The organism is Variovorax xiamenensis (assembly GCF_050916385.1).
Taxonomy (GTDB): Bacteria; Pseudomonadota; Gammaproteobacteria; order Burkholderiales; family Burkholderiaceae_C; genus Variovorax.
The window spans coordinates 2049186-2067704 of the sequence record NZ_CP139038.1 but is presented as its reverse complement, the minus strand read 5'-3'; the positions used below and the strand labels follow the sequence as shown (position 1 = coordinate 2067704).

General features: G+C 68.7%; 15 protein-coding genes. 2 read left to right on the top strand and 13 right to left on the bottom strand.

Going from position 1 to position 18519, the window contains the following annotated elements:
* Positions 1-10: 10 nt before the first annotated feature.
* From feoB to SFB74_RS08975, 7 genes are all read right to left on the bottom strand, one after another.
* On the bottom strand, positions 11-1906 hold the full coding sequence (feoB, locus tag SFB74_RS09005; protein WP_432730452.1) for a ferrous iron transporter B: 1896 nt from the start codon (positions 1904-1906) through the stop codon (positions 11-13).
* Positions 1899-2201, bottom strand: coding sequence for a FeoA family protein (locus SFB74_RS09000; protein WP_019654612.1), 303 nt, complete (start codon positions 2199-2201; stop codon positions 1899-1901). Before SFB74_RS09000 ends, feoB begins: the two co-directional genes overlap by 8 nt.
* A gap of 132 nt (positions 2202-2333) precedes the next feature.
* Positions 2334-3170: an iron uptake system protein EfeO gene (gene efeO / locus SFB74_RS08995; protein ID WP_432730451.1), complete on the bottom strand. Its 837-nt coding sequence runs from the start codon at positions 3168-3170 to the stop codon at positions 2334-2336.
* A gap of 53 nt (positions 3171-3223) precedes the next feature.
* Complete coding sequence (gene efeB, locus SFB74_RS08990) at positions 3224-4513, bottom strand: iron uptake transporter deferrochelatase/peroxidase subunit (protein ID WP_432730449.1); 1290 nt, start codon at positions 4511-4513, stop codon at positions 3224-3226.
* Positions 4514-4529: 16 nt separating this feature from the next.
* Positions 4530-5723 carry an iron uptake system protein EfeO gene (efeO, locus tag SFB74_RS08985; protein ID WP_432730448.1) on the bottom strand — a complete coding sequence of 398 codons (1194 nt, stop codon included), beginning with the start codon at positions 5721-5723 and terminating at the stop codon, positions 4530-4532.
* Between the two features lie 8 nt (positions 5724-5731).
* A complete protein-coding gene (gene efeU, locus SFB74_RS08980) occupies positions 5732-6568 on the bottom strand; it encodes an iron uptake transporter permease EfeU (RefSeq protein WP_432730447.1) in 837 nt (278 codons plus the stop codon).
* Positions 6569-6755: 187 nt separating this feature from the next.
* Positions 6756-7217 (bottom strand): metallophosphoesterase family protein, encoded by a 462-nt coding sequence (locus SFB74_RS08975; protein WP_432730446.1) that lies wholly within the window; start codon positions 7215-7217, stop codon positions 6756-6758.
* Positions 7218-7282: 65 nt separating this feature from the next.
* On the opposite strand from SFB74_RS08975, the gene SFB74_RS08970 reads away from it, so the two are divergent.
* Complete coding sequence (locus SFB74_RS08970; protein ID WP_432730445.1) at positions 7283-8728, top strand: C13 family peptidase; 1446 nt, start codon at positions 7283-7285, stop codon at positions 8726-8728.
* Positions 8729-8759: 31 nt separating this feature from the next.
* Here the strand turns inward: SFB74_RS08970 and SFB74_RS08965 are convergent, their stop codons facing one another.
* On the bottom strand, positions 8760-11627 hold the full coding sequence (locus tag SFB74_RS08965; protein ID WP_432730444.1) for an aconitate hydratase: 2868 nt from the start codon (positions 11625-11627) through the stop codon (positions 8760-8762).
* Between the two features lie 170 nt (positions 11628-11797).
* Positions 11798-12232: a hypothetical protein gene (locus SFB74_RS08960; RefSeq protein WP_432730443.1), complete on the bottom strand. Its 435-nt coding sequence runs from the start codon at positions 12230-12232 to the stop codon at positions 11798-11800.
* 141 nt (positions 12233-12373) lie between these two features.
* Here SFB74_RS08960 and SFB74_RS08955 point away from each other — a divergent pair, with 141 nt between their 5' ends.
* Positions 12374-13234, top strand: a complete 861-nt coding sequence (locus SFB74_RS08955; protein WP_432730442.1) for a helix-turn-helix domain-containing protein — start codon at positions 12374-12376, stop codon at positions 13232-13234.
* Here the strand turns inward: SFB74_RS08955 and SFB74_RS08950 are convergent.
* The 4 genes from SFB74_RS08950 to SFB74_RS08935 all read right to left on the bottom strand — a co-directional run bounded on the left by SFB74_RS08950 (position 13125) and on the right by SFB74_RS08935 (position 18429).
* Complete coding sequence (locus tag SFB74_RS08950; RefSeq protein WP_432730441.1) at positions 13125-15398, bottom strand: acyl-CoA dehydrogenase; 2274 nt, start codon at positions 15396-15398, stop codon at positions 13125-13127. The two genes, SFB74_RS08955 and SFB74_RS08950, sit on opposite strands and share 110 nt — an antisense overlap.
* A gap of 132 nt (positions 15399-15530) precedes the next feature.
* Positions 15531-16148, bottom strand: coding sequence for a hypothetical protein (locus tag SFB74_RS08945; protein ID WP_432730440.1), 618 nt, complete (start codon positions 16146-16148; stop codon positions 15531-15533).
* Positions 16149-16156: 8 nt separating this feature from the next.
* The gene (locus SFB74_RS08940) at positions 16157-17281 is read right to left on the bottom strand and encodes a DUF2827 domain-containing protein (protein WP_432730439.1); all 1125 of its coding nucleotides are present in this window, start codon (positions 17279-17281) and stop codon (positions 16157-16159) included.
* Positions 17278-18429: a DUF2827 family protein gene (locus tag SFB74_RS08935; RefSeq protein WP_432730438.1), complete on the bottom strand. Its 1152-nt coding sequence runs from the start codon at positions 18427-18429 to the stop codon at positions 17278-17280. Before SFB74_RS08935 ends, SFB74_RS08940 begins: the two co-directional genes overlap by 4 nt.
* Positions 18430-18519: the final 90 nt, after the last annotated feature.

The following is an 18519-nucleotide window of genomic DNA, read 5'->3' as shown; positions in this document are numbered from 1 at the left end:
AGCGGCGGTTTTAACCGGCTCCGAGTGCCACTGCAACGTGGTAGGTGATGAAGCAGGCCATATAGGCCAGCGCGAAGAGGTAGCCCGCCATGATCCAGACGTACTTCCAGGAGCCGGTCTCGCGCTTCACGGCAGCCAGCGTCGAAATGCACTGCGGCGCGAACACATACCAGACCAGCAGCGACAGCGCGGTGGCCAGCGTCCAGCTTCCGGCGATGAGCGGCTCCAGCGCGCCCGCGACGTCGTCGCCCGTGGCGGAGAGCGCGTACACCGTGCCGAGCGCACCCACGGCCACTTCGCGCGCCGCCATGCCCGGCACCAGCGCGATCGAGATCTGCCAGTTGAAGCCGATGGGCGCGAAGATGTGCTCCAGGCCGCGGCCAATCATGCCGGCCAGGCTGTACTGGATGGCCGGGCCGGTCGCACCTTCGGGCGGCGACGGGAAGGTCGACAGGAACCACAGCAGGATCGTCAGCGTGAGGATGATCGTGCCCACGCGCTGGATGAAGATCCACGCGCGCTCGTACAGGCCCAGCGCGAGGTTGCGCAGGTTGGGCCAGCGGTAGGCCGGCAGCTCCATCAGCAGCGGCGAATGCTGCGCGTTGTCGCGGAAGCGCTTCATGACCCAGGCCACGGCCATCGCCGAGACGATGCCGAACACGTACAGCCCGAACAGCACCACGCCCTGCAGGTTGAAGATGCCGCCCACGGTGCGAGCCGGAATGAAGGCCGCGATGAGCAGCGCATACACCGGCAGCCGCGCCGAGCAGGTCATGAGCGGCGCGATCATGATGGTCGTGATGCGGTCGCGCCAGTTGCTGATGGTGCGCGTGGCCATCACGCCCGGAATGGCGCAGGCGAAGCTCGACAGCAGCGGAATGAACGAGCGGCCCGACAGCCCCACGGTGCCCATCACGCGGTCGAGCAGGAAGGCCGCGCGCGGCAGGTAGCCCGAGTCTTCCAGCGCGAGGATGAAGAGGAAAAGAATCAGGATCTGCGGCAGGAAGACGATCACGCCACCCACGCCGGCGATCACGCCGTCGACCAGCAGGCTCTGCAGCATGCCCTCGGGCATGTAGGTCTTCAGCAGGTTGCCCAGCCCCTCGGTGCCGGCCTTGATGGCGTCCATCGGCACGTTGGCCCAGCTGAACACGGCCTGGAACATCAGGAACATGGTGACGGCCAGCACCAGCATGCCCCACACGGGGTGCAGCACCACGCGGTCGATGCGGTCGCTGGTGGCGAGGCTGCCGACCGGCTCCTTCACCGCGAGGCCGAGGATGCGGCGCACCTCGCGCTGGGTGGCCAGCACGTCGTCCAGGCCCGGCGCCTGCCAGGGCTGAGGCGTGGCGGCGGCCACGGGCGTGTCGAGCGCTGCGAGCAGGCCCTGCGCGCCGCCGGTGTGCACGCCGACGGTCTCGATGACCGGCACGCCCAGTTCGCGCGCGAGCACGGCCGTGTCGACCGTGATGCCCTGCTTCTTCGCCATGTCGGCCATGTTGAGCGCCACCACCATCGGCAGGCCGAGACGCTTGGCCTCGAGCACCAGCCGCAGGTTCAGGCGCAGGTTGGTGGCGTCGGTGACGCACACCAGCAGGTCGGGCAGGGCTTCCTTGCTCTGGCCGGTGACGATGTCGCGCGTGACGGCCTCGTCGGCGCTCAGGGCGTTCAGGCTGTAGGCGCCCGGCAGGTCGAGCACGAACACGCGGCGGCCCGAGGGCGTGCGCAGCGTGCCTTCCTTGCGCTCGACGGTCACGCCCGCGTAGTTGGCGACCTTCTGGCGGCTGCCGGTGAGCAGGTTGAAGAGCGCGGTCTTGCCGCAGTTGGGGTTGCCCAGCAGGGCGATGCGGCCTGGCTGCGCGGTGGGCGCGAGGCGGCCGGGGCCCTGGACGACGGCTTCAACCATGGTTCGCGGCTCCCGGCGTGACGTGGATCAGCGCGGCCTCGTGGCGGCGCAGCGCGAAGGTGGTGTGGCCCAGGCGCACGGCCAGCGGCTCGCGCCCCGGAATGCCGCTGGCGACGATGCGCACCGCCTCGCCCGGTACGAAGCCGATTTCGGTCAGGCGCAGCACGAGGTCGCGGTCGTCCGCGCTGTCGGGGCGGGCCACGTCGAGCACGGTGGCCCACTGGTTGTCGGGAAGCTGGTCGAGGCTCAGGGCGACGGCGGTGGTCGGCGCCGCGCCGAAATCGTTGGTTCGCACGGTGGGGGCGGAGGCGCCCTGAATATCGGGCGCATCTGTAAGCAAAACCCAGATGCTAGCAATTCTCACTCGCGAAAACCTGACCAAACCCCTTCAAAAGCGTTCGAGATCAGCCAAATCAGGGGTTTTCGATCAGTTCAGCCCGAGCATGCCGCGCAGCTTCGACAGGTCTTCGGCCAGCGTGTTGACCCGTCCGGCAAGCAGCTTGCGGTCGCGTTCGCTCAGCTTCGAGTAGGTTTCGAAGCCGCCGTCGGCCGTCCGGTACTTGGCCAGCGTGTCGAACACCACCTTGAAATTGGCCTCTGCCTTGTCCGAGAAGGCCTTGTTCTCCTTCACGACCAGCGGGCGCAGCAGTTCGACGATCTTGTAGGCGCCCTCGAAGTTCGACTGGAAGTCCCACAGGTCGGTGTGGCTGTAGCGGTTTTCCTCGCCCGAGATCTTGGTGGCGGCCACTTCTTCCATCAGCACCGCGGCGCCGCCAACCACCTTCTCGGGCGGGAAGGTCAGCGCGCTCAGGCGCTTCTGCAGCTCGAGCACGTTCGCCAGCAGCTTGTCGGCCACGGGGGCGAGCTCCTTGGTGCTCTTCTGCACCCACAGGCCGTACTCGATGCGGTGGAAGCCGCCGAAGTCCGGGTCTTTCTCGGCCTTCTCGTGGTCGTCGGCGCGCGAGTCGATGGCCTTGTCGAGGTCGTTGAAGAGTTCGGCCACCGGCTCGATGCGCTCGTAGCTCGTGCGCGTCGGCGCATAGAGCTTCTTCGCCTTCTCGATGTCGCCCGCCTTCACCGCGGCGGTGAAGGCGCGCGTGTCCGCGGCCAGCTTGCGCACGTTCTCGGCGACGTAGATCTTGTAGTCGGAGATCGGTCCGACCAGTTCGAGCGGCGACACGGCGGCCTGCGCGCCGGCGACATGGAGCCCGGCGAAGCCTGCGACGAGAGTGGCGAGGAAGTGGCGGCGGAACTGCACGGTCATGGATCTCCTTGTTCTGGGCAGTGATGAAAAAACTTGCGGCCTTCGGGCAGACTTCAGGCGGACATCAGCGAGCGCCCCAGCCAGTCGTGCTCGTCCCGCACGCCCGGCAGCGTGAAGAAGAAGCCGCCGCCGATGGGCTTGATGTATTCCTCGAGCGGTTCGCCGTCGAGGCGCTTCTGCACGGCGATGAAGCCGTTCTCGAGGTTGGCCTGGTAGCAGATGAACAGCAGCCCCATCTCGAGCTGGCCCGACTTGGTGACACCATTCGAATAGTTGAAGGGCCGGCGCAGCATCAGGTTCTTGTCGGAAGCCTTGGTGCGCGGGTTCGCCAGGCGGATGTGCGCATCCATCGGCGTGACCTTGCCTTCGGGGTCCTTCGCGTAGTCGGGCACGTCGTGCTCGGTCTTGCCGCCGTCCATCGGCGCGCCGGTGGGCTTCAGGCGGCCCATGATGGCCTCCTGCTCCTGCAGCGGCGTGCGGTCCCAGCGCTCGACGAAGTTGCGGATGATGCGCACGGCCTGGTAGCTGCCGCCCACGGCCCAGGCCGGCTCGTCGCCGCCGGGCTGCACCCAGACGATGCGGTCCATGAGCCCGCCGTCTGCCGAGTCGGGGTTGGCCGAGCCGTCCCTGAAGCCGAGGAAGTTGCGCGCGCTCTCGGCCGGCTTGCCCGGCACCGCCGGAATAGGCGGCACGGTGCCTTCCTGCTTCCAGTGCAGCACCAGCAGGTCGGGCGTGTTCTTGATGATGTCGCGCAGCGCGTGGATGTTGGTGTCGGGCGTGTTGGCGCAGAACTGGATCGACAGGTCGCCGTGGCACAGCGCGGCGTCGAGCGCGTCGTTCGGGTGGCGCTGCATCTGGCTGAGCCGCAGCGGCTTCTTCTTCGCGAGGCCGAAGCGCTCGTCGAAGAGCGAGGTGCCGACCGACACCGTCACCGTCAGCCCGTCGGGCTGCACCACCGGCCCGAGGATGCCCGAGCCCGCCGGCGGCAGCTTGGGGTCGGGGTCCGTCTGCGGCCCGCCCTGCGTGAGGAAGGCGACGCGCTCGGTGAGCGTGCGGAACAGGCGCTCCAGGTCGGCGCGGTTCTCGGCCAGCACGTAGAACGACGCGATCATCCCGGCCGTCGGGCGCGGCGTGACGATGCCGGCCTGGTGCGTGCCTAGGAAGGGCACGCGGTCCTGCGTGTGGGTGCTCTGCGGCGCGTCGGTGACCTGCGCGCCGCTGTCCGGGGCGGCCGTCGCGGCGACCGCGTGGGCCGATGTGGCGGCGAGGCCGGCGAAGGCTGCGCCTGCCGCGCCGAGCATGCGGCGGCGGTGCGGGGAAACGGGCTCGTTCGACTTGTCCATGATGCTGTCTCTCAACTCATTCCAGGCCGAGCGCGGCGTTCACCTTGCCGAGTTCCTCGGCCAGGGCACGCACGGTCTCTGCCATCGCCTTTCGCTGCGCCTCGTCGAGCGGCGCGGGCTTGAAGCCGTCGCCCTCGCGGTAAGGCGCCAGCGCAGCGTCGAAGGCCGCGAAGCGCTCGTCGACGCTCTTCTGCAGCGCGGGCGCGGCCTTCACGAGCAGCGGCTGCAGCAGATCGGCGATCTTCTTCGTGCCTTCGTAGCTGCCTTGCAGGTTCGCAGCCTCGGCGTGGCCGTAGTGATCCTCGCCGCCGGCCGGTAGGTTGTCGGCCACGCGGCGCAGCAGCTTCGATGCGGAGCCGGCAAGCCGCTCCGGTGGCACGTTCAGGCCGCGCAAGCGTTCCTTGAGCACGCCGATGTCGGCAATCAGCTTGTCGGCCACTGGCGCGACACTCTTCACGTCGTTCTGGCCGTACAGCGCGTACTCGATGCGATGGAAGCCGCTGAAGCCCGGGTCGGCCTCGCGCTTCTCGAAGTAGTCGGCGCGCGCGTTGATGCGGGTGTCGAGGTCGGCGAAGAGCTCCGCCATCGGCTCGATGCGCTTGTAGGCCTGATGCGCCGGCACGTAGAGCGCCCTCGCCTGCTGCAGGTCGCCGGCCTTGATGGCGTCGGCCAGGGCGCGCGCCGCGTCGTCGAGCGAGCCGGCCTCGAGCCGCAGGAAGGTCTGGTACTCGGCCAGCGCGCCCACGTAGTTGACCAGCGAGGGCCGCGCCGCTTCGGCATCCGACGCGGCCGATGGCGTCACGCGCAGCTTGCCGCGCGGGTTGCTCAGCAGGCCGCAGGTGATGGCGAACTCGCCCGGCTGCAGCTTGACCGTCATGGTCTGCGAGAAGCCCGGCGCGATGTTCTCGCGCTCCTCCACCACCATCACGCCGTCGAGAATTTCCCACTCGAGCGCGCGGTTCGACTTGTTGACGATGGTGAAGGTGGTGCGCCCCGCCGGCACCGTGATCTCGTTGGGCTCGCAGGCATTGCCCTGGATGGTGACGGTGACGGCGTTGTCGGCCGCCTTGGCCGGCGCCTTGCGGGCCTCGTTCGAGGCATACCAGAAGGCGGCGAGGCCCGCGACCACCAGCAGGGCCGACGCGGCCACCGCCACGCGCATCAGGTTGGAGGACGAGGGCTTGTTGTTGTCGGAAGAAGAGGAAGACATTGCAGGTTTCAGCGGGCCACAGCCGCGCGAGTCGCCGGCGCGGGGACCGAGCGCAGGAAGAAGAACAGCGAGACGGCCAGGAAGGCCAGGTAGACGATGACCTCGCCCACCACGGGCGCGGCCTGGTAGCCCAGCAGGCCCGAGAGCACGGCCCCCAGGGGGCTGTCCATCGGTAGCGTGGTGCTCATGTCGAACACCACCGTCTGCAGGTGATTCCATACGCCGCCCTCGTGCAGCTTGCGCAGCACGCCGGCCAGCAGGCCCGCGGCCACCAGAAGGATGAAGAGCCCGGTGAAGCGGAAGAAGCGCCGCAGGTCGAGCCGCACGCCGCCCGAATAGAGGCCCCAGCCGATCGCCACCGACACCGCGATGCCGGCCAGCGCGCCCACCGGCGCCTCCCAGCCGCTGCTCTGCTGGAACACGGCCAGCAGGAAGAACACCGACTCCAGCCCCTCGCGTGCGACAGCGAGGAACACCATGCCGATCAGCGCCCAGCCCTGCCCGTCGGCGCCCTTGCCCAGCGCCTTGTCGATGGAGGCCTGCAGCTCGCCCTTGATGGAGCGAGCGGCCTTGCGCATCCAGAACACCATCGAGGTCAGCATGACCACGGCGATCAGCCCGACCACGCCCTCGAACAGTTCCTGCTGCTTCTGCGGGAATTCCGCCGCCAGCAACTGCAGGCCGGCGCCCGCGAACAGCGAAAGCGCGGCGGCCAGCAGCACGCCGACCCACACGGCGGGCATGAGCACGCCGCGTCCGCTCTGCTTGAGGTAGCTGGCAACGATGCCGACGATCAGCGCGGCTTCGATGCCTTCGCGCAGCATGATGAGAAAAGGGATGAGCATCGGCTTCGGAAATGGAGGCAATCAAGGCCCTCCGGAGCCGGCATGGGTCAGCGCCCGCGTCTGCGTTCGCCTTTGCTTCTGGCTCCACGGAGGAGCGCCCGAGCATAGCGCATCAAATAAGAAACATTCTCATTTGTGGGCTTTTCTTGCCGAATGGTAATGATTGCCCCACCCCGGGGCCCGGGCGTCAGGGGGTCAGTTCGGCGACATGGGCGCTGACCGCGCCGCCGTCGATCCGCAGTTCGGCTACCGCAATGGGCAGCCTGAACCGCCGCGGCCCCGCGCTGCCCGGGTTGACGTAGAGCACGCCATCGCGCTCCTCCACCTTCGGCTTGTGCGAATGGCCCGAGACCACCACGCGCACGCCGGCCGCGCGCGGATCGATGTCCAGCTGCGCGAGGTCATGGATGGCGTAGAGGTTCACATCGCCGAACTTCACCAGCTCGGTTTCCGCGATGCCATCGGCCCAGGCTTCGCGGTCGTTGTTGCCGCGCACCACCGTCAGGGGCGCGATGGCCGCGAGCGTCTCGAGGATGCCGGCGTTGCCGATGTCGCCGCCATGGACGATGAAGTCGCTCCCCTTCAGGAAGGCGAGCGCCTCGGGCCTCAGCAGTCCGTGCGTGTCGGAGATCAGGCCGATGCGAAGCATGAGCGAAGGGTTGGGCAGGGAAAGTTGTTCAGGAAAACACGGCCGGCAAAGGCATGATCGACGCCATGCCCGAAGACATCATCGCACCGCAGCAGCCACTCGAGAGCGCCGAGGAGGCATCCGCTTCGCGACCACCGCGTGCAAGCCTCTGGCGCTGGATCGCCGGCGGCCTGCGCGCCTCGCTGCTGCTGCAGCCGCGCATCGACGCCCGGCCCGCGCCCTGGCAGTTGCTGGTGCTCGTGCTGCTGCCCGAACTCGTCTGGGTCGGACTGGCGCGGCTCGAAATCGCCGGTCCCGCCCGGCTGTATGCGAACGTCGGCCTCAACACGCTGTGGGTGATGGCGGTGCTGGCATGGCTGGGCTGGTTCGCGCTCTCCGGCCGGGACCATGGCGGCGGACTGGCGCGCTGGTTCGCGCTGGCCACCTGGACGATGTTCCCGGCCAACCTGGCGCTCTCGCTGCTGGCGCTGGGCTACACGCGCGGCTGGCTGCCGGCCGCTATTTCGGTCTCGCCCGGCTACTGGATCGTCTTCGGGCTGGGCTGCGCCTGGATGATCGTCGCGCTGGTGCGCTTCACCGCGCGAGAAGCCGGTGCGCGCTGGCGGCTCGCCCTCTTCGCGCCCGCCTTCGTGGTGCTGCTGGCTGCCACCTTCTGGCAATCGCTCTACACGCAGGAGCGCATGTGGCTGCCCGATGCGAGCGCGTCCGCCGAGCCCGAGCGCCCGAGCATGCAGCTGACGCAGGAGCTCTTCGAGGAACAGCAGGCGCTGTGGGAACGCACGGTGGAGGCCCTGCCCGCAGGCAAGCCGGGGCAGACCAACGTCTACGGACTGGTGTTCGCGCCCTATGCCTCGGAAGACGTGTTCCTGCGCGAAAGCAACATGGTCACCCAGGTGTTGGAGGATCGCTTCGACGCCAGGGGCCGCGTGATCCACCTGATGAACCACCCGACGACCGCCGAGACGCTGCCCTGGGCCACGCCGCTCAACCTGCGCCGCGCCATCGCCGCACTGGCTTCGCGCATGGACCGCGAGAACGACGTGCTGGTGGTGTACCTCACCTCGCACGGCGCGCGCGACCACCGGCTGGCCGCGGCGCACTGGCCGCTCACCGTGCCCTGGCTCACGCCGGAAGAACTGCGCGAGGAACTCGACGGCGCCGGCATCCGCCACCGGGTGGTGGCGGTCTCGGCCTGCTTCTCGGGCGGCTGGATCGAGCCGCTGGCCAGCGAGGACACGCTGGTGATGACCGCCGCCGACGCCAACCACACCTCGTACGGATGCGGCCGGCTGTCGGAGCTGACCTTCTTCGGCCGCGCGATGTTCGACGAGCAACTGCGCAAGACCCGCTCGTTCGAGACCGCCTTCGCCGCGGCCGTGCCGCTGATCAAGCAGCGCGAGATCGACGCCGGCAAGGAAGACGGCTTCTCGAACCCGCAGATCAGCGTGGGCGAAAAAATCCGCCCGCTGCTGGACCGACTTGCGCAGCGGCTCGACGCCGCCGGCAAGTAGGCAGGCCCGCTCCCGCTGCCGCCGTCGGCCCTCAGGCCTCGAGCAACTGCCGCAGCACGAACGGCAGGATGCCGCCGTGCTTGTAGTAGTCGACCTCGATCGGCGTGTCGATGCGCAGGCGCACCGTCACCTCCTGGTGCGTGCCGTCGGCGCGGTGCACCACCAGCTTCACGTCCATCTGCGGCTTCAGCTCGCTGCCGATCACCACGTCGATCTGCTCGTTGCCGGTAAGGCCCAGCGTCTGCCATGAATCGGCGCCGCGGAACTGCAGCGGCAGCACGCCCATGCCGACCAGGTTGGCGCGGTGGATGCGCTCGAAGCTGCGCGCCACCACGGCCTTGATGCCCAGCAGCTGCGTGCCCTTGGCGGCCCAGTCGCGCGACGAGCCCGTGCCGTATTCCTCGCCGCCGAACACCACCGTGGGCGTGTTCTCGGCGATGTACTTCATGGCCGCGTCGTAGATGAACATCTTCTCGCCCGACGGCTGGAACAGCGTGACGCCGCCCTCTTCCTGCGTGCCGTTGGCATCCGGCGGAATCATGAGGTTCTTGATGCGCACGTTGGCGAAGGTGCCGCGCATCATCACGTCGTGGTTGCCGCGGCGCGAGCCGTAGCTGTTGAAGTCGGCCTTGGCCACGCCGTGCGCCTTGAGCCAGATGCCCGCGGGCGAGCTTTCCTTGATGGAGCCGGCCGGCGAGATGTGGTCGGTGGTGATCGAGTCGCCGAACAGCGCCATGATGCGCGCGCCCTTGAAGCCCGCGTCCGACGCGTGCGGCTTCATCTTGAAGCCCTCGAAGAACGGCGGCTCGGCGATGTAGGTCGACTTCGGCCAGTCGTACACCTGCCCGTTGGTGCCCTTGATGCTGCTCCAGAACTTGCCCGGGTCGGTCTTGACCTTGTCGTAGTTCGCGCGGAACGACTTGGCGTTCATCGCGTAGCGCAGGTTCTGGTCGATTTCCTTCGGAGTGGGCCAGATGTCGCCGAGGTAGACGTCCTTGCCGCCCTTGCCCTTGCCCACCGGCTCGGTCATCAGGTCGGTCATCACGTTGCCGGCGATGGCGAAGGCCACCACCAGCGGCGGCGAGGCCAGGAAGTTGGCCTTCAGGTTCGGATGGATGCGCGCCTCGAAGTTGCGGTTGCCCGAGAGCACGGCTGCGCCGATCAGGTCGTTCTTCGTGATGGCTTCGTTGATCTCGGGCGTGAGGTCGCCCGCGTTGCCGATGCAGGTGGTGCAGCCGTAGCCCGCGAGGTAGAAGCCCAGCTTCTCGAGGTACGGCAGCAGGCCGGCCTTCTCGAGGTACTCGGTGACGATGCGCGAGCCCGGGGCCAGCGAGGTCTTCACGTGCGGCTTCACCGTGAGGCCGGCTTCCACCGCCTTCTTGGCCAGCAGGCCGGCCGCCAGCATCACGCTGGGGTTCGAGGTGTTGGTGCACGAGGTGATGGCCGCGATCAGCACGTCGCCGTTGCCGATGGTGACTTCGCCCTTGGGCGCCGCGGGCGCGCTGGCGCTCACGTGCGCGGCGGCCTTGGTCGATCGGTTGGCCACCATCTCGACCACGTCGAGCGGGGCGCCCGCGGGCGGCGGGGCGGCTTCGTCGTCGCCGGTCTTGCCGGCCGGGGCCAGCGGGTAGCGCAGCTTGAGCTTGTCGGCCGGCTGGTTGAAGCCGTTGGCGTCGTTGGGCTTGCTGTAGAGCTCCGAGAACTTGGTGGCGAGGTGGCCCAGGTCGATGCGGTCCTGCGGGCGCTTCGGGCCGGCCAGGCTGGGCGACACGGTGCCCAGGTCGAGGCGGACGACCTTCGTGTAGTCGATGTCGCCGGGGTTGGGCATGCCGAACAGGCCCTGCGCCTTGTAGTAGGCCTCGAAGCGCTCGACCTCTTCCTTGGTGCGGCCGGTGCCCTCGAAGTACGCCACGGTCATCTCGTCGACCGGGAAGAAGCCCATGGTCGCGCCGTACTCGGGCGCCATGTTGCCGATGGTCGCGCGGTCGGGCACGGCGATGGACGCGGCACCGGGGCCGAAGAATTCGACGAACTTGCCCACCACCTTCTCGGCACGCAGGATGGAAGTGACATACAGCACCAAGTCGGTCGCCGTGACGCCTTCGCGCAGCTGGCCGGTGAGCTCGAAGCCCACCACGTCGGGCGTGAGCATGTAGACCGGCTGGCCCAGCATGGCCGCCTCGGCCTCGATGCCGCCGACGCCCCAGCCGACCACGCCGATGCCGTTGATCATGGTGGTGTGGCTGTCGGTGCCGACCAGCGAGTCGGGGTAGTACGTAGGTTTGTCTTCCTTGTCGTTCGGGCTCTTGTAGACGCCGCGCGCGAAGTATTCGAGGTTGACCTGGTGAACGATGCCGAAGCCCGGCGGCACCACGCGGAAGGTGTCGAAGGCCTGCATGCCCCACTTCATGAACTGGTAGCGCTCGTTGTTGCGCTGGAATTCCAGCTTCATGTTCAGGTCGAGCGCCTTGGGCGTGCCGTAGTAGTCGACCATCACCGAGTGGTCGACCACCAGGTCGACGGGCACCAGCGGCTCGATGGTCTTGGGCGACTTGCCCAGCTTGGAGGCCACGCTGCGCATGGCGGCCAGGTCGGCCAGCAGCGGCACGCCGGTGAAGTCCTGCAGCACGACGCGAGTGACGACGAAGGGGATCTCGTCGACGCGCTCGGCGTTCGGCGCCCAGTGGGCCAGCTCTTCGACGTGCTTGGCCGAGACCTTCTGCCCGTCGCAGTTGCGCAGCACCGATTCGAGCACGATGCGGATGGAAACGGGCAGGCGATCGACGGAGGGATATTGCTTGGCCAGTTCCTTCAGGGACCAGTATCTGCCGGACTTGCCCGACGGGGTCTTGAAGGTCTTGAGGGTGGACGCAAAGGCATGCGCCGGTGCTTTGGCCATGGAGGAACTCCTGAGTTTGTTTCGTGGAAGCTCCTCAAGGATAGCTGGGATGAATGTCAACCGTTGTAGTCGGTCTTCTCCCCTGCGGGCCCTTTCCGGCGAGATGTCCGGCCCCCTGTTCCTCATCGCGAAAAACACGGGAAACAGGGGCGCCGCGGGCACGTACGGTCTCACCAGCGGCCGGCCGGCGTCAGGCTGGCGGCAAGGCTTGCGCCGCCCCGGCTGCGGCGCAGTCCGGTCCACTGCAGCTCGGCCAGCACGATCACGCACACGGCCTGCGCCAGCACCCAGGCCACGCCCACGGCGGTGACCGGAAAGATGCCGCTCACCAGCAGCGAGATGCAGGCCACGGCCCAGCCGAAATTGCCGACGACGACAAGGCCGATCAGCGTGCGCGGCGGCGTGGCGCGGCTGGCCATGAAGGCGGCCATGGCGGCATAGGCCAGGAGGAACACGCCGGTACCCATGAGCAGCGGTGCGGGCAGCCCGGTCAGCCGTGCGAGCGCGCCGGTGAAGGCCACCTGCAGCGCGCCGGTCGCGGCGCAGGAGGCGGCGTCGGCCCACATGACGTTGGGCAGGAAGCGGGGGGATGCGAAGACGGACATGTGGATCTCCTTCAGGGTCTCGGTGGTTACGCCGCAAGCCAGTCCTGCCGCGTTGGGGTCGATGATTCCGGCTCGGGTGCATCGGGTCGATGACCTGGGAGGTCATGGCGCCGCGCCATCGCCACGCCAGAATGCAGGCCCATGAACACCATCCGCTCCCACACGACCAAGGCCGGCCAGCCCGGTGCGCGCGACCCTTTCGGTGCGCACCTGCGGCACTGGCGCACCCACCGCCGGCTGAGCCAGCTCGACCTGGCGCAGGAGGCCGAGGTCTCGACCCGCCACCTGAGTTACGTCGAAACCGGCCGCGCCGCGCCCAGCCGCGAGATGGTGCTGCGCCTGGCCGAGCGGCTCGAGGTGCCGCTGCGCGAGCGCAACGCGCTGCTGGTGGCCGCCGGCTTCGCGCCGATGTACAGGCAGCGCTCGCTCGACGACCCGGCGATGGCTTCCGCGCGGCGCGCCATCGACCTCGTGCTGAAGGGCCATGAGCCCTTTCCGGCGCTGGCGGTGGACCGCCACTGGAACCTCGTCGCGCACAACGCGCTGGTGCCGCTGCTGATGGAGGGCGCCGCGCCCGAGCTGCTGAAGCCGCCGATCAACGTGCTGCGCCTGAGCCTGCACCCCGAGGGCGTGGCGCCGCGCATCGCCAACCTCGCGCAGTGGCGCGTCCATCTGCTGGAGCGGCTGCAGCAGCAGATCGCCGCCACCGGCGACGCCGTGCTGCAGTCATTGCACGACGAACTCGCGGCCTACCCCGCTCCCGCCGTGAGCCACGACGCGCCCATCATCGACACCGCGCTGTCGGCGGTGGCCGTGCCCTTCCAGGTGATGATGCCCGGCGGCATGCTGAGCTTCATCAGCACCACCACGATCTTCGGCACGCCGGTCGACGTCACGCTGCAGGAACTCGCGGTGGAATCGTTCTTTCCGGCGGACGAGCAGACGGCGGCGGCGCTGGCTGCCCTGGTGGCGCAACAGCAGCAGCAACAGCAACCGCGCTGAGGTCCGCCCTGCCCTGCGCGTCGCGCGGCGGGCCTTCGAAGTCGTCCACCTGGATGACCTTGTCCGCCGCCTTCAGGTAGGCCAGCGCCAGGTCGGGGTCGATCGCCGAGCGCGCCGCTTCTTCGAGCGAATTCGTGCGGCGCAGCACCTTGTTGAGCGCTGCCGTGCCGTCGCCGAGCTTCGCGCCCAGTGCCATCGCATGCATCAGGTCGAGCAGGCCGCCCGCGGCGGGCTCGCTCAGGTCGGGCGCGAGGCGCTCGACGATGCGCGGGTTCTTGCGCAGCAGCTCGGCCAGTTCGAGCAGCTGCAGGTCGCGCAGCGGCGCCAGGTGCGCGGTGCGGCGCAGCACCATCGCGCCGATCAGGCGCCGCCCCGGCGTCGGCAGGTTCGCGTAGAGATCGCGCAGGATGCTGCCGGCCTCGTCGATCTGCAGGCGGATCGCCGCGCGCGCGAACGGCAGCATTTCGGGCGCCGCATCGGCGCGGTAGCGCCACACGCACGAACTCGCCAGATAGAGATGCGCGAGCACGTCGCCCAGGCGCGCCGAGAGCAGCTCCATGCGCTTGAGCTTGCCGCCGAGCATGCCCATCGCGAGGTCGGCCGTGAGCGCGTACTTGGCGCTCATGCGCGCGATGAGCCGTGCCTCGTGCATCAGGTCGTCCGGCGGCGTGCCGAGCACCGGCGCGCCGAAGAGGCTGCGCCACAGGTTTCGCGCCACATGCCTGCCATGTGCCATCAGCGCCTTGCCAAGCGCCTCTTCGTCGCCGGCCTGCACGGCGGCCATTTCGTCGAGCACGTGCGGGTGGCAGCGCACCGCGCCCTGCCCGAACACGATCAGCGCACGCGTGAGGATGTTCGCGCCCTCCACCGTGATCGCGATGGGCGCCTGGCGGTAAGCCACGCCCAGCAGGTTCGAGGGGCCCGAGATGATGCCCTTGCCGCCGAGGATGTCCATGCCGTGGTTGACCGCGCGCCGGCCCGCCTCGGTCAGCTGCACCTTGAGGATCGCGCTGGCCACGCTGGGCCGCTCGCCCTTGTCGAGCGCGGCGGCCGTAAAGCGGCGCGCCGCATCGCTCGCGTACAGCTCGGCCGACATCTGCGCGACCAGCCCCGCGACCGCGTGGAACCTGCCCACCGGCATGCCGAACTGCTCGCGGATCTGGCCGTAGCCGTTGGCCACGTACAGCGCGGTCTGCTGCATCGCCGAGCCCAGCGCCGGCAGCGATATGGCGCGGCCCGCGGCAAGGCATTCCATCAGCATGCGCCAGCCCTGGCCGACCTGCTGCTCGCCGCCGATGATCCAGTCCATCGGCACGAACACCTGCCGGCCATGGATCGGGCCGTTCATGAAGGCGCTGTCCATCGGCCTGTGGCGGCGGCCGATCTCCATGCCGGCCTGCGGCACGGGAATCAGCGCGCAGGTGATGCCCAGTTCGCGCTCGCCTCCGGGCCGGCTTTCGTCGACGGCATGGAAGGCCAGCCCGACCACGGTGGCGACCGGAGCGAGCGTGATGTAGCGCTTGTCGAAATCGACCAGGAAGCCGCGCCTCTTGCGCCCGTCGATCTCGCGCTCCACCAGCACGCCGCGGTCGGGAATCGAGGCCGCGTCAGAGCCCGCATAGGGCGAGGTCAGCCCGAAGCACGGCAGCTCGCGGCCGTCGGCCAGGCGCGGCAGGTAGTGGGCCTTCTGCGAGTCGGTGCCATAGCGCAGCAGCAGTTCGGCCGGCCCGAGCGAGTTGGGCACCATCACAGTGACGGCAGTGGCCACGTTGACGGTGGCGATGCGTGCCACCACCGTGGCGTGCGCATGGTGGCCGAAGCCGAGGCCGCCGAACTCCCCGGGAATGATCATTCCGAAGAAGCGCTTCTCGCGCAGGTAGCGCCACACCTCGGGCGGCAGGTCGCGGGCCTGGTCGATGGCGTGGTCGTCGAGCATGCGGCACAGCTCGCGCACTTCGTTGTCGAGAAAGGCCTGCTCGCGCTCATCGAGCCCGTTCGGGCCCATGGCGGTCAGCGCGTCGAAGTCGGGCCGGCCCGCGAAGAGCCGCCCCTCGAAGCCGACGGTGCCGGCCTCGAGCGCGGCGCGCTCGGTGTCGCCCAACGGCGGCAGTGCCTTCGAGAAAGGCTGCATGGCCCATCGGCCGATCAGTGAAGCCAGAGGCATGGTGCGTTCCTTCCTTTTCCGCAGCGCATTCGCGTGCGGATCGGCACCATTCTTCGGGCTTGCGGCCGGCCCCGCAGGCCGGTCAAGGGCGTCCCCGCTTGTCGGAGACGGGCGCCTGTCGACTCCCGGCGCCTAGCGCTTCTTCGCCGGCTGGGCCGCGCCGGCCCCGGCGGGCGCCGCGGCGGGTGCGGCCGCCGGATCGCGCCAGCCGTATTCCACGTAGCGCCGGATGATCAGGCAGCCCGGCGGCGAATCGATCAGCGAGACCGACGAGGTCGGCTCCTTCTCGTCGGTGTAGACCGCGTAGTTGGGCAGCAGCCGCGTCATCTTGTAGTTGCCCAGCTCCTGCTGGCCCACGCTCGCGCAGGTGAAGGGCGCCACCGAGATGCGCTCGGCCGACACGGTGCAGGCACCGCTCTCGTCGGGAATGGCGGTGATCGACGCCGCAACGCCCGCGTTGGGAAACTCCATGCCGATCAGCGAGAACATCGGCCCGGCGTCGGGGCGCTTGCGGTCCCAGTCGAGCAGCACGTCGTGGCTGCGGCTGCCCTGCACGGTGAGCGTGGAAAGCCGCGTGATCGCCGGCAGGCAGCGCTTGACGCCCACGCTGGTGGCGGCGCGCGTGAGCGTGTCCTGCGGCTGCGCGGGCGGTGCCTGCGGCACCAGCACACCCTGGGCGAACGCGGCGCCGGCGGCAGTGCACGCCAGGATGGCGAGCAGCGGACGGGGGAATCGTGGAGTCGGCTTCATACCGGTCCTCATGCGTAAAGGTTCTCGATGGCGGCGGTGTAGACGCGCACGTTCTCCTCGCCCTCGGGGTCGAGCGTGGCGATGAAGCGGCGCGCGCGCTCGCGGTAGGCAGGCAGGTCGGCGTCGTGCTCGGCGAAGGCGCGCCGCAGCGCGAGGCCGCCCTCCTCGCAGTCGAAGCCGTGATAGCGGTAGCCGCAGTCGCCGATGAGGTGCGAGTTGTGGATCAGCGGATAGCCGCCGTACAGCGCCTCGTAGTAGACGTAGTTCTGCGCGTTCTCCCAGTGGTGCGCGAACACGGCGTCGATCTTGCCGGGCATCACCTGGTAGACCGGAAAGCGGCCCTCGAAGGTGGCCAGGCCGTGCTGCACGATGTCCAGGCTCTGCGCGAAGCCGACGAACAGCGGCTTGTCCTTCAGGTGGAAGCTGTTGAAGACCCACATCTTCTCGATGAGCCTCGGCTGCGCGCGGTGCGCCGCCTCGCAGCCCAGCATCGGGATGAAGCTGGTCTTCACCATGCAGATGTTGGGCTCGAAGATGGCCACGCGCCACTGCCTGCGGCCGGGCTCATAGGCGAAGGGCGGGCTGCCGGGCGCACGAGCCATGGCACGCTCCAGCACCATCGGGCTCCACAGGTGCGGCATGAGCCGCACCGGCGCGCGGAAGGTGCTCTCGAAATAGGGCTTGCACGACACCTCGTACTCGGGAATCGTCCAGACCTCGTCGTAGGGCGCGCCCGAGATCAGCAGGCCGTGCGGCTTGTCGAAGATCATTCGCTCGATGTCGATCACGTAGTCGTTGCCCACGCGCATCGACACGATCTTGCCACCGCGCTCGCGGAAGGCCGTCGACCACGGCATGGCGAGCTGGGCGCTCATCTCGATCATGAGGTCGAGCTGCTGCCCCGCGGTGGCCATGTCGATGATGGGCACCGGTGAATCGGCGAGAAAGCTGGTGGCATCCGCCGGGCCGCCGTCGCCGCCACCGGCCACGAGCACAGCGCTTTCCACGCGCGGCGATCGCAGCAGCAGCATCACGAGGAACAGGCAGTTCTGGTAGACGCCGTTCTCCCAAAGGCTCTGCTCGCCCTTGCGGATGAAGATGGAGACGCCGACCTTGAGCTTCGCCGGCATCATGCGGCGGCCCTCGCTGCATCGGCGCGGAACGCGGGGTCGCCGCCCACCAGGTGCAGCAGGCGCTGCGCGTAGCCCTCGACGTTCGCCGGATTGAGCGGATCGAGCGACTCGACGACACGCAGCGAACGAGCGCGGTAGTCGTCGAGCTGCCGGTCGTGGCCGCGCACGGCCTGCAGCAGCTGCGCCGCGCCGGCGGCGATGTCGAAGTCGGGGTAGTAGTAGCCCGCGTCGCGCAGCCAGGGCGAGTTGTGCACCAGCGGGTAGTTGCCGTAGAGCGCGTCGAGATAGCTGTAGTTCTGGTCGTTCTGCCACTGGTGCGAGACCACCGCGTCGGCGAACTGCACCATGAAGCCCGCGAAGTCGTGCCGGCCGTGGAAGATCGCCTTGTGCTCGCGCACGATGTCCAGCGAGTTCGCCAGGTAGAGCATGGTCGGGTGGTCCTTCAGGTGCAGCGTGTTGAGCACCTGCATCGAGGTCACGGCCGACGGGTCTGTGCGATAGGCCCCGTCGCAGATCAGCATGGGCACGCTGCTCGACTTCACCACCGAGATGTTGGGCTCGAAGATCGCGACGCGAAAGCCCGGTTGCTCGGCCGTGCGCGGCACATAGCCGAAGCGGTGGCCCGCGGCCTCGACCTCGGCGACGCGCTGGGCCAGGAACTGCGCAGACCAGAGGTAAGGCACTTCGAACACCGGACAGCGGTGCATGGTGCGCATCATGGGCGCGAAGGTCGCGTCCTTGGGCAGCAGCCACACCTCGTCGCAGCGGTCGGGCCTGCTGAAGTGGCCCTTGTCGGTGAAGACGATCGGCTCGGCCAGCGCCGCGAAAGGCTGGCCCACGCAATGGAACACCACGCGGCCGCCGCATGCGCGGAAGTACGAGAGCCATTGCACGTCGAGCGCGCCGGCCATCTCGATGACCACGTCCAGCGAGTCGGTGAGCTCGCGCGCGCGTCCGAAGGACAGGCCCATGGCCGCCGTGTCGACCTGGGGCGGCATCGCCTGCTGGTCGCCCGCGTCGATCAGCGTGACGGATTCGACGAAGCCGATGCGTTGCAGCAGCCGGGCGAGGAACAGGACGTTCTGCCCCATCCCGTTCTCCCAGATGTTCTGGCCGGCGTGGGTGAGGACTGAAATACCGATGCGCATGAGGCGGAGTGTGTACCAAAAAAAACGGCCCCCGCGCCATCGGCACGGGAGCGCCCGTTCGAAGGCCGGGTGAGCGGCCTTTCAGTGGCT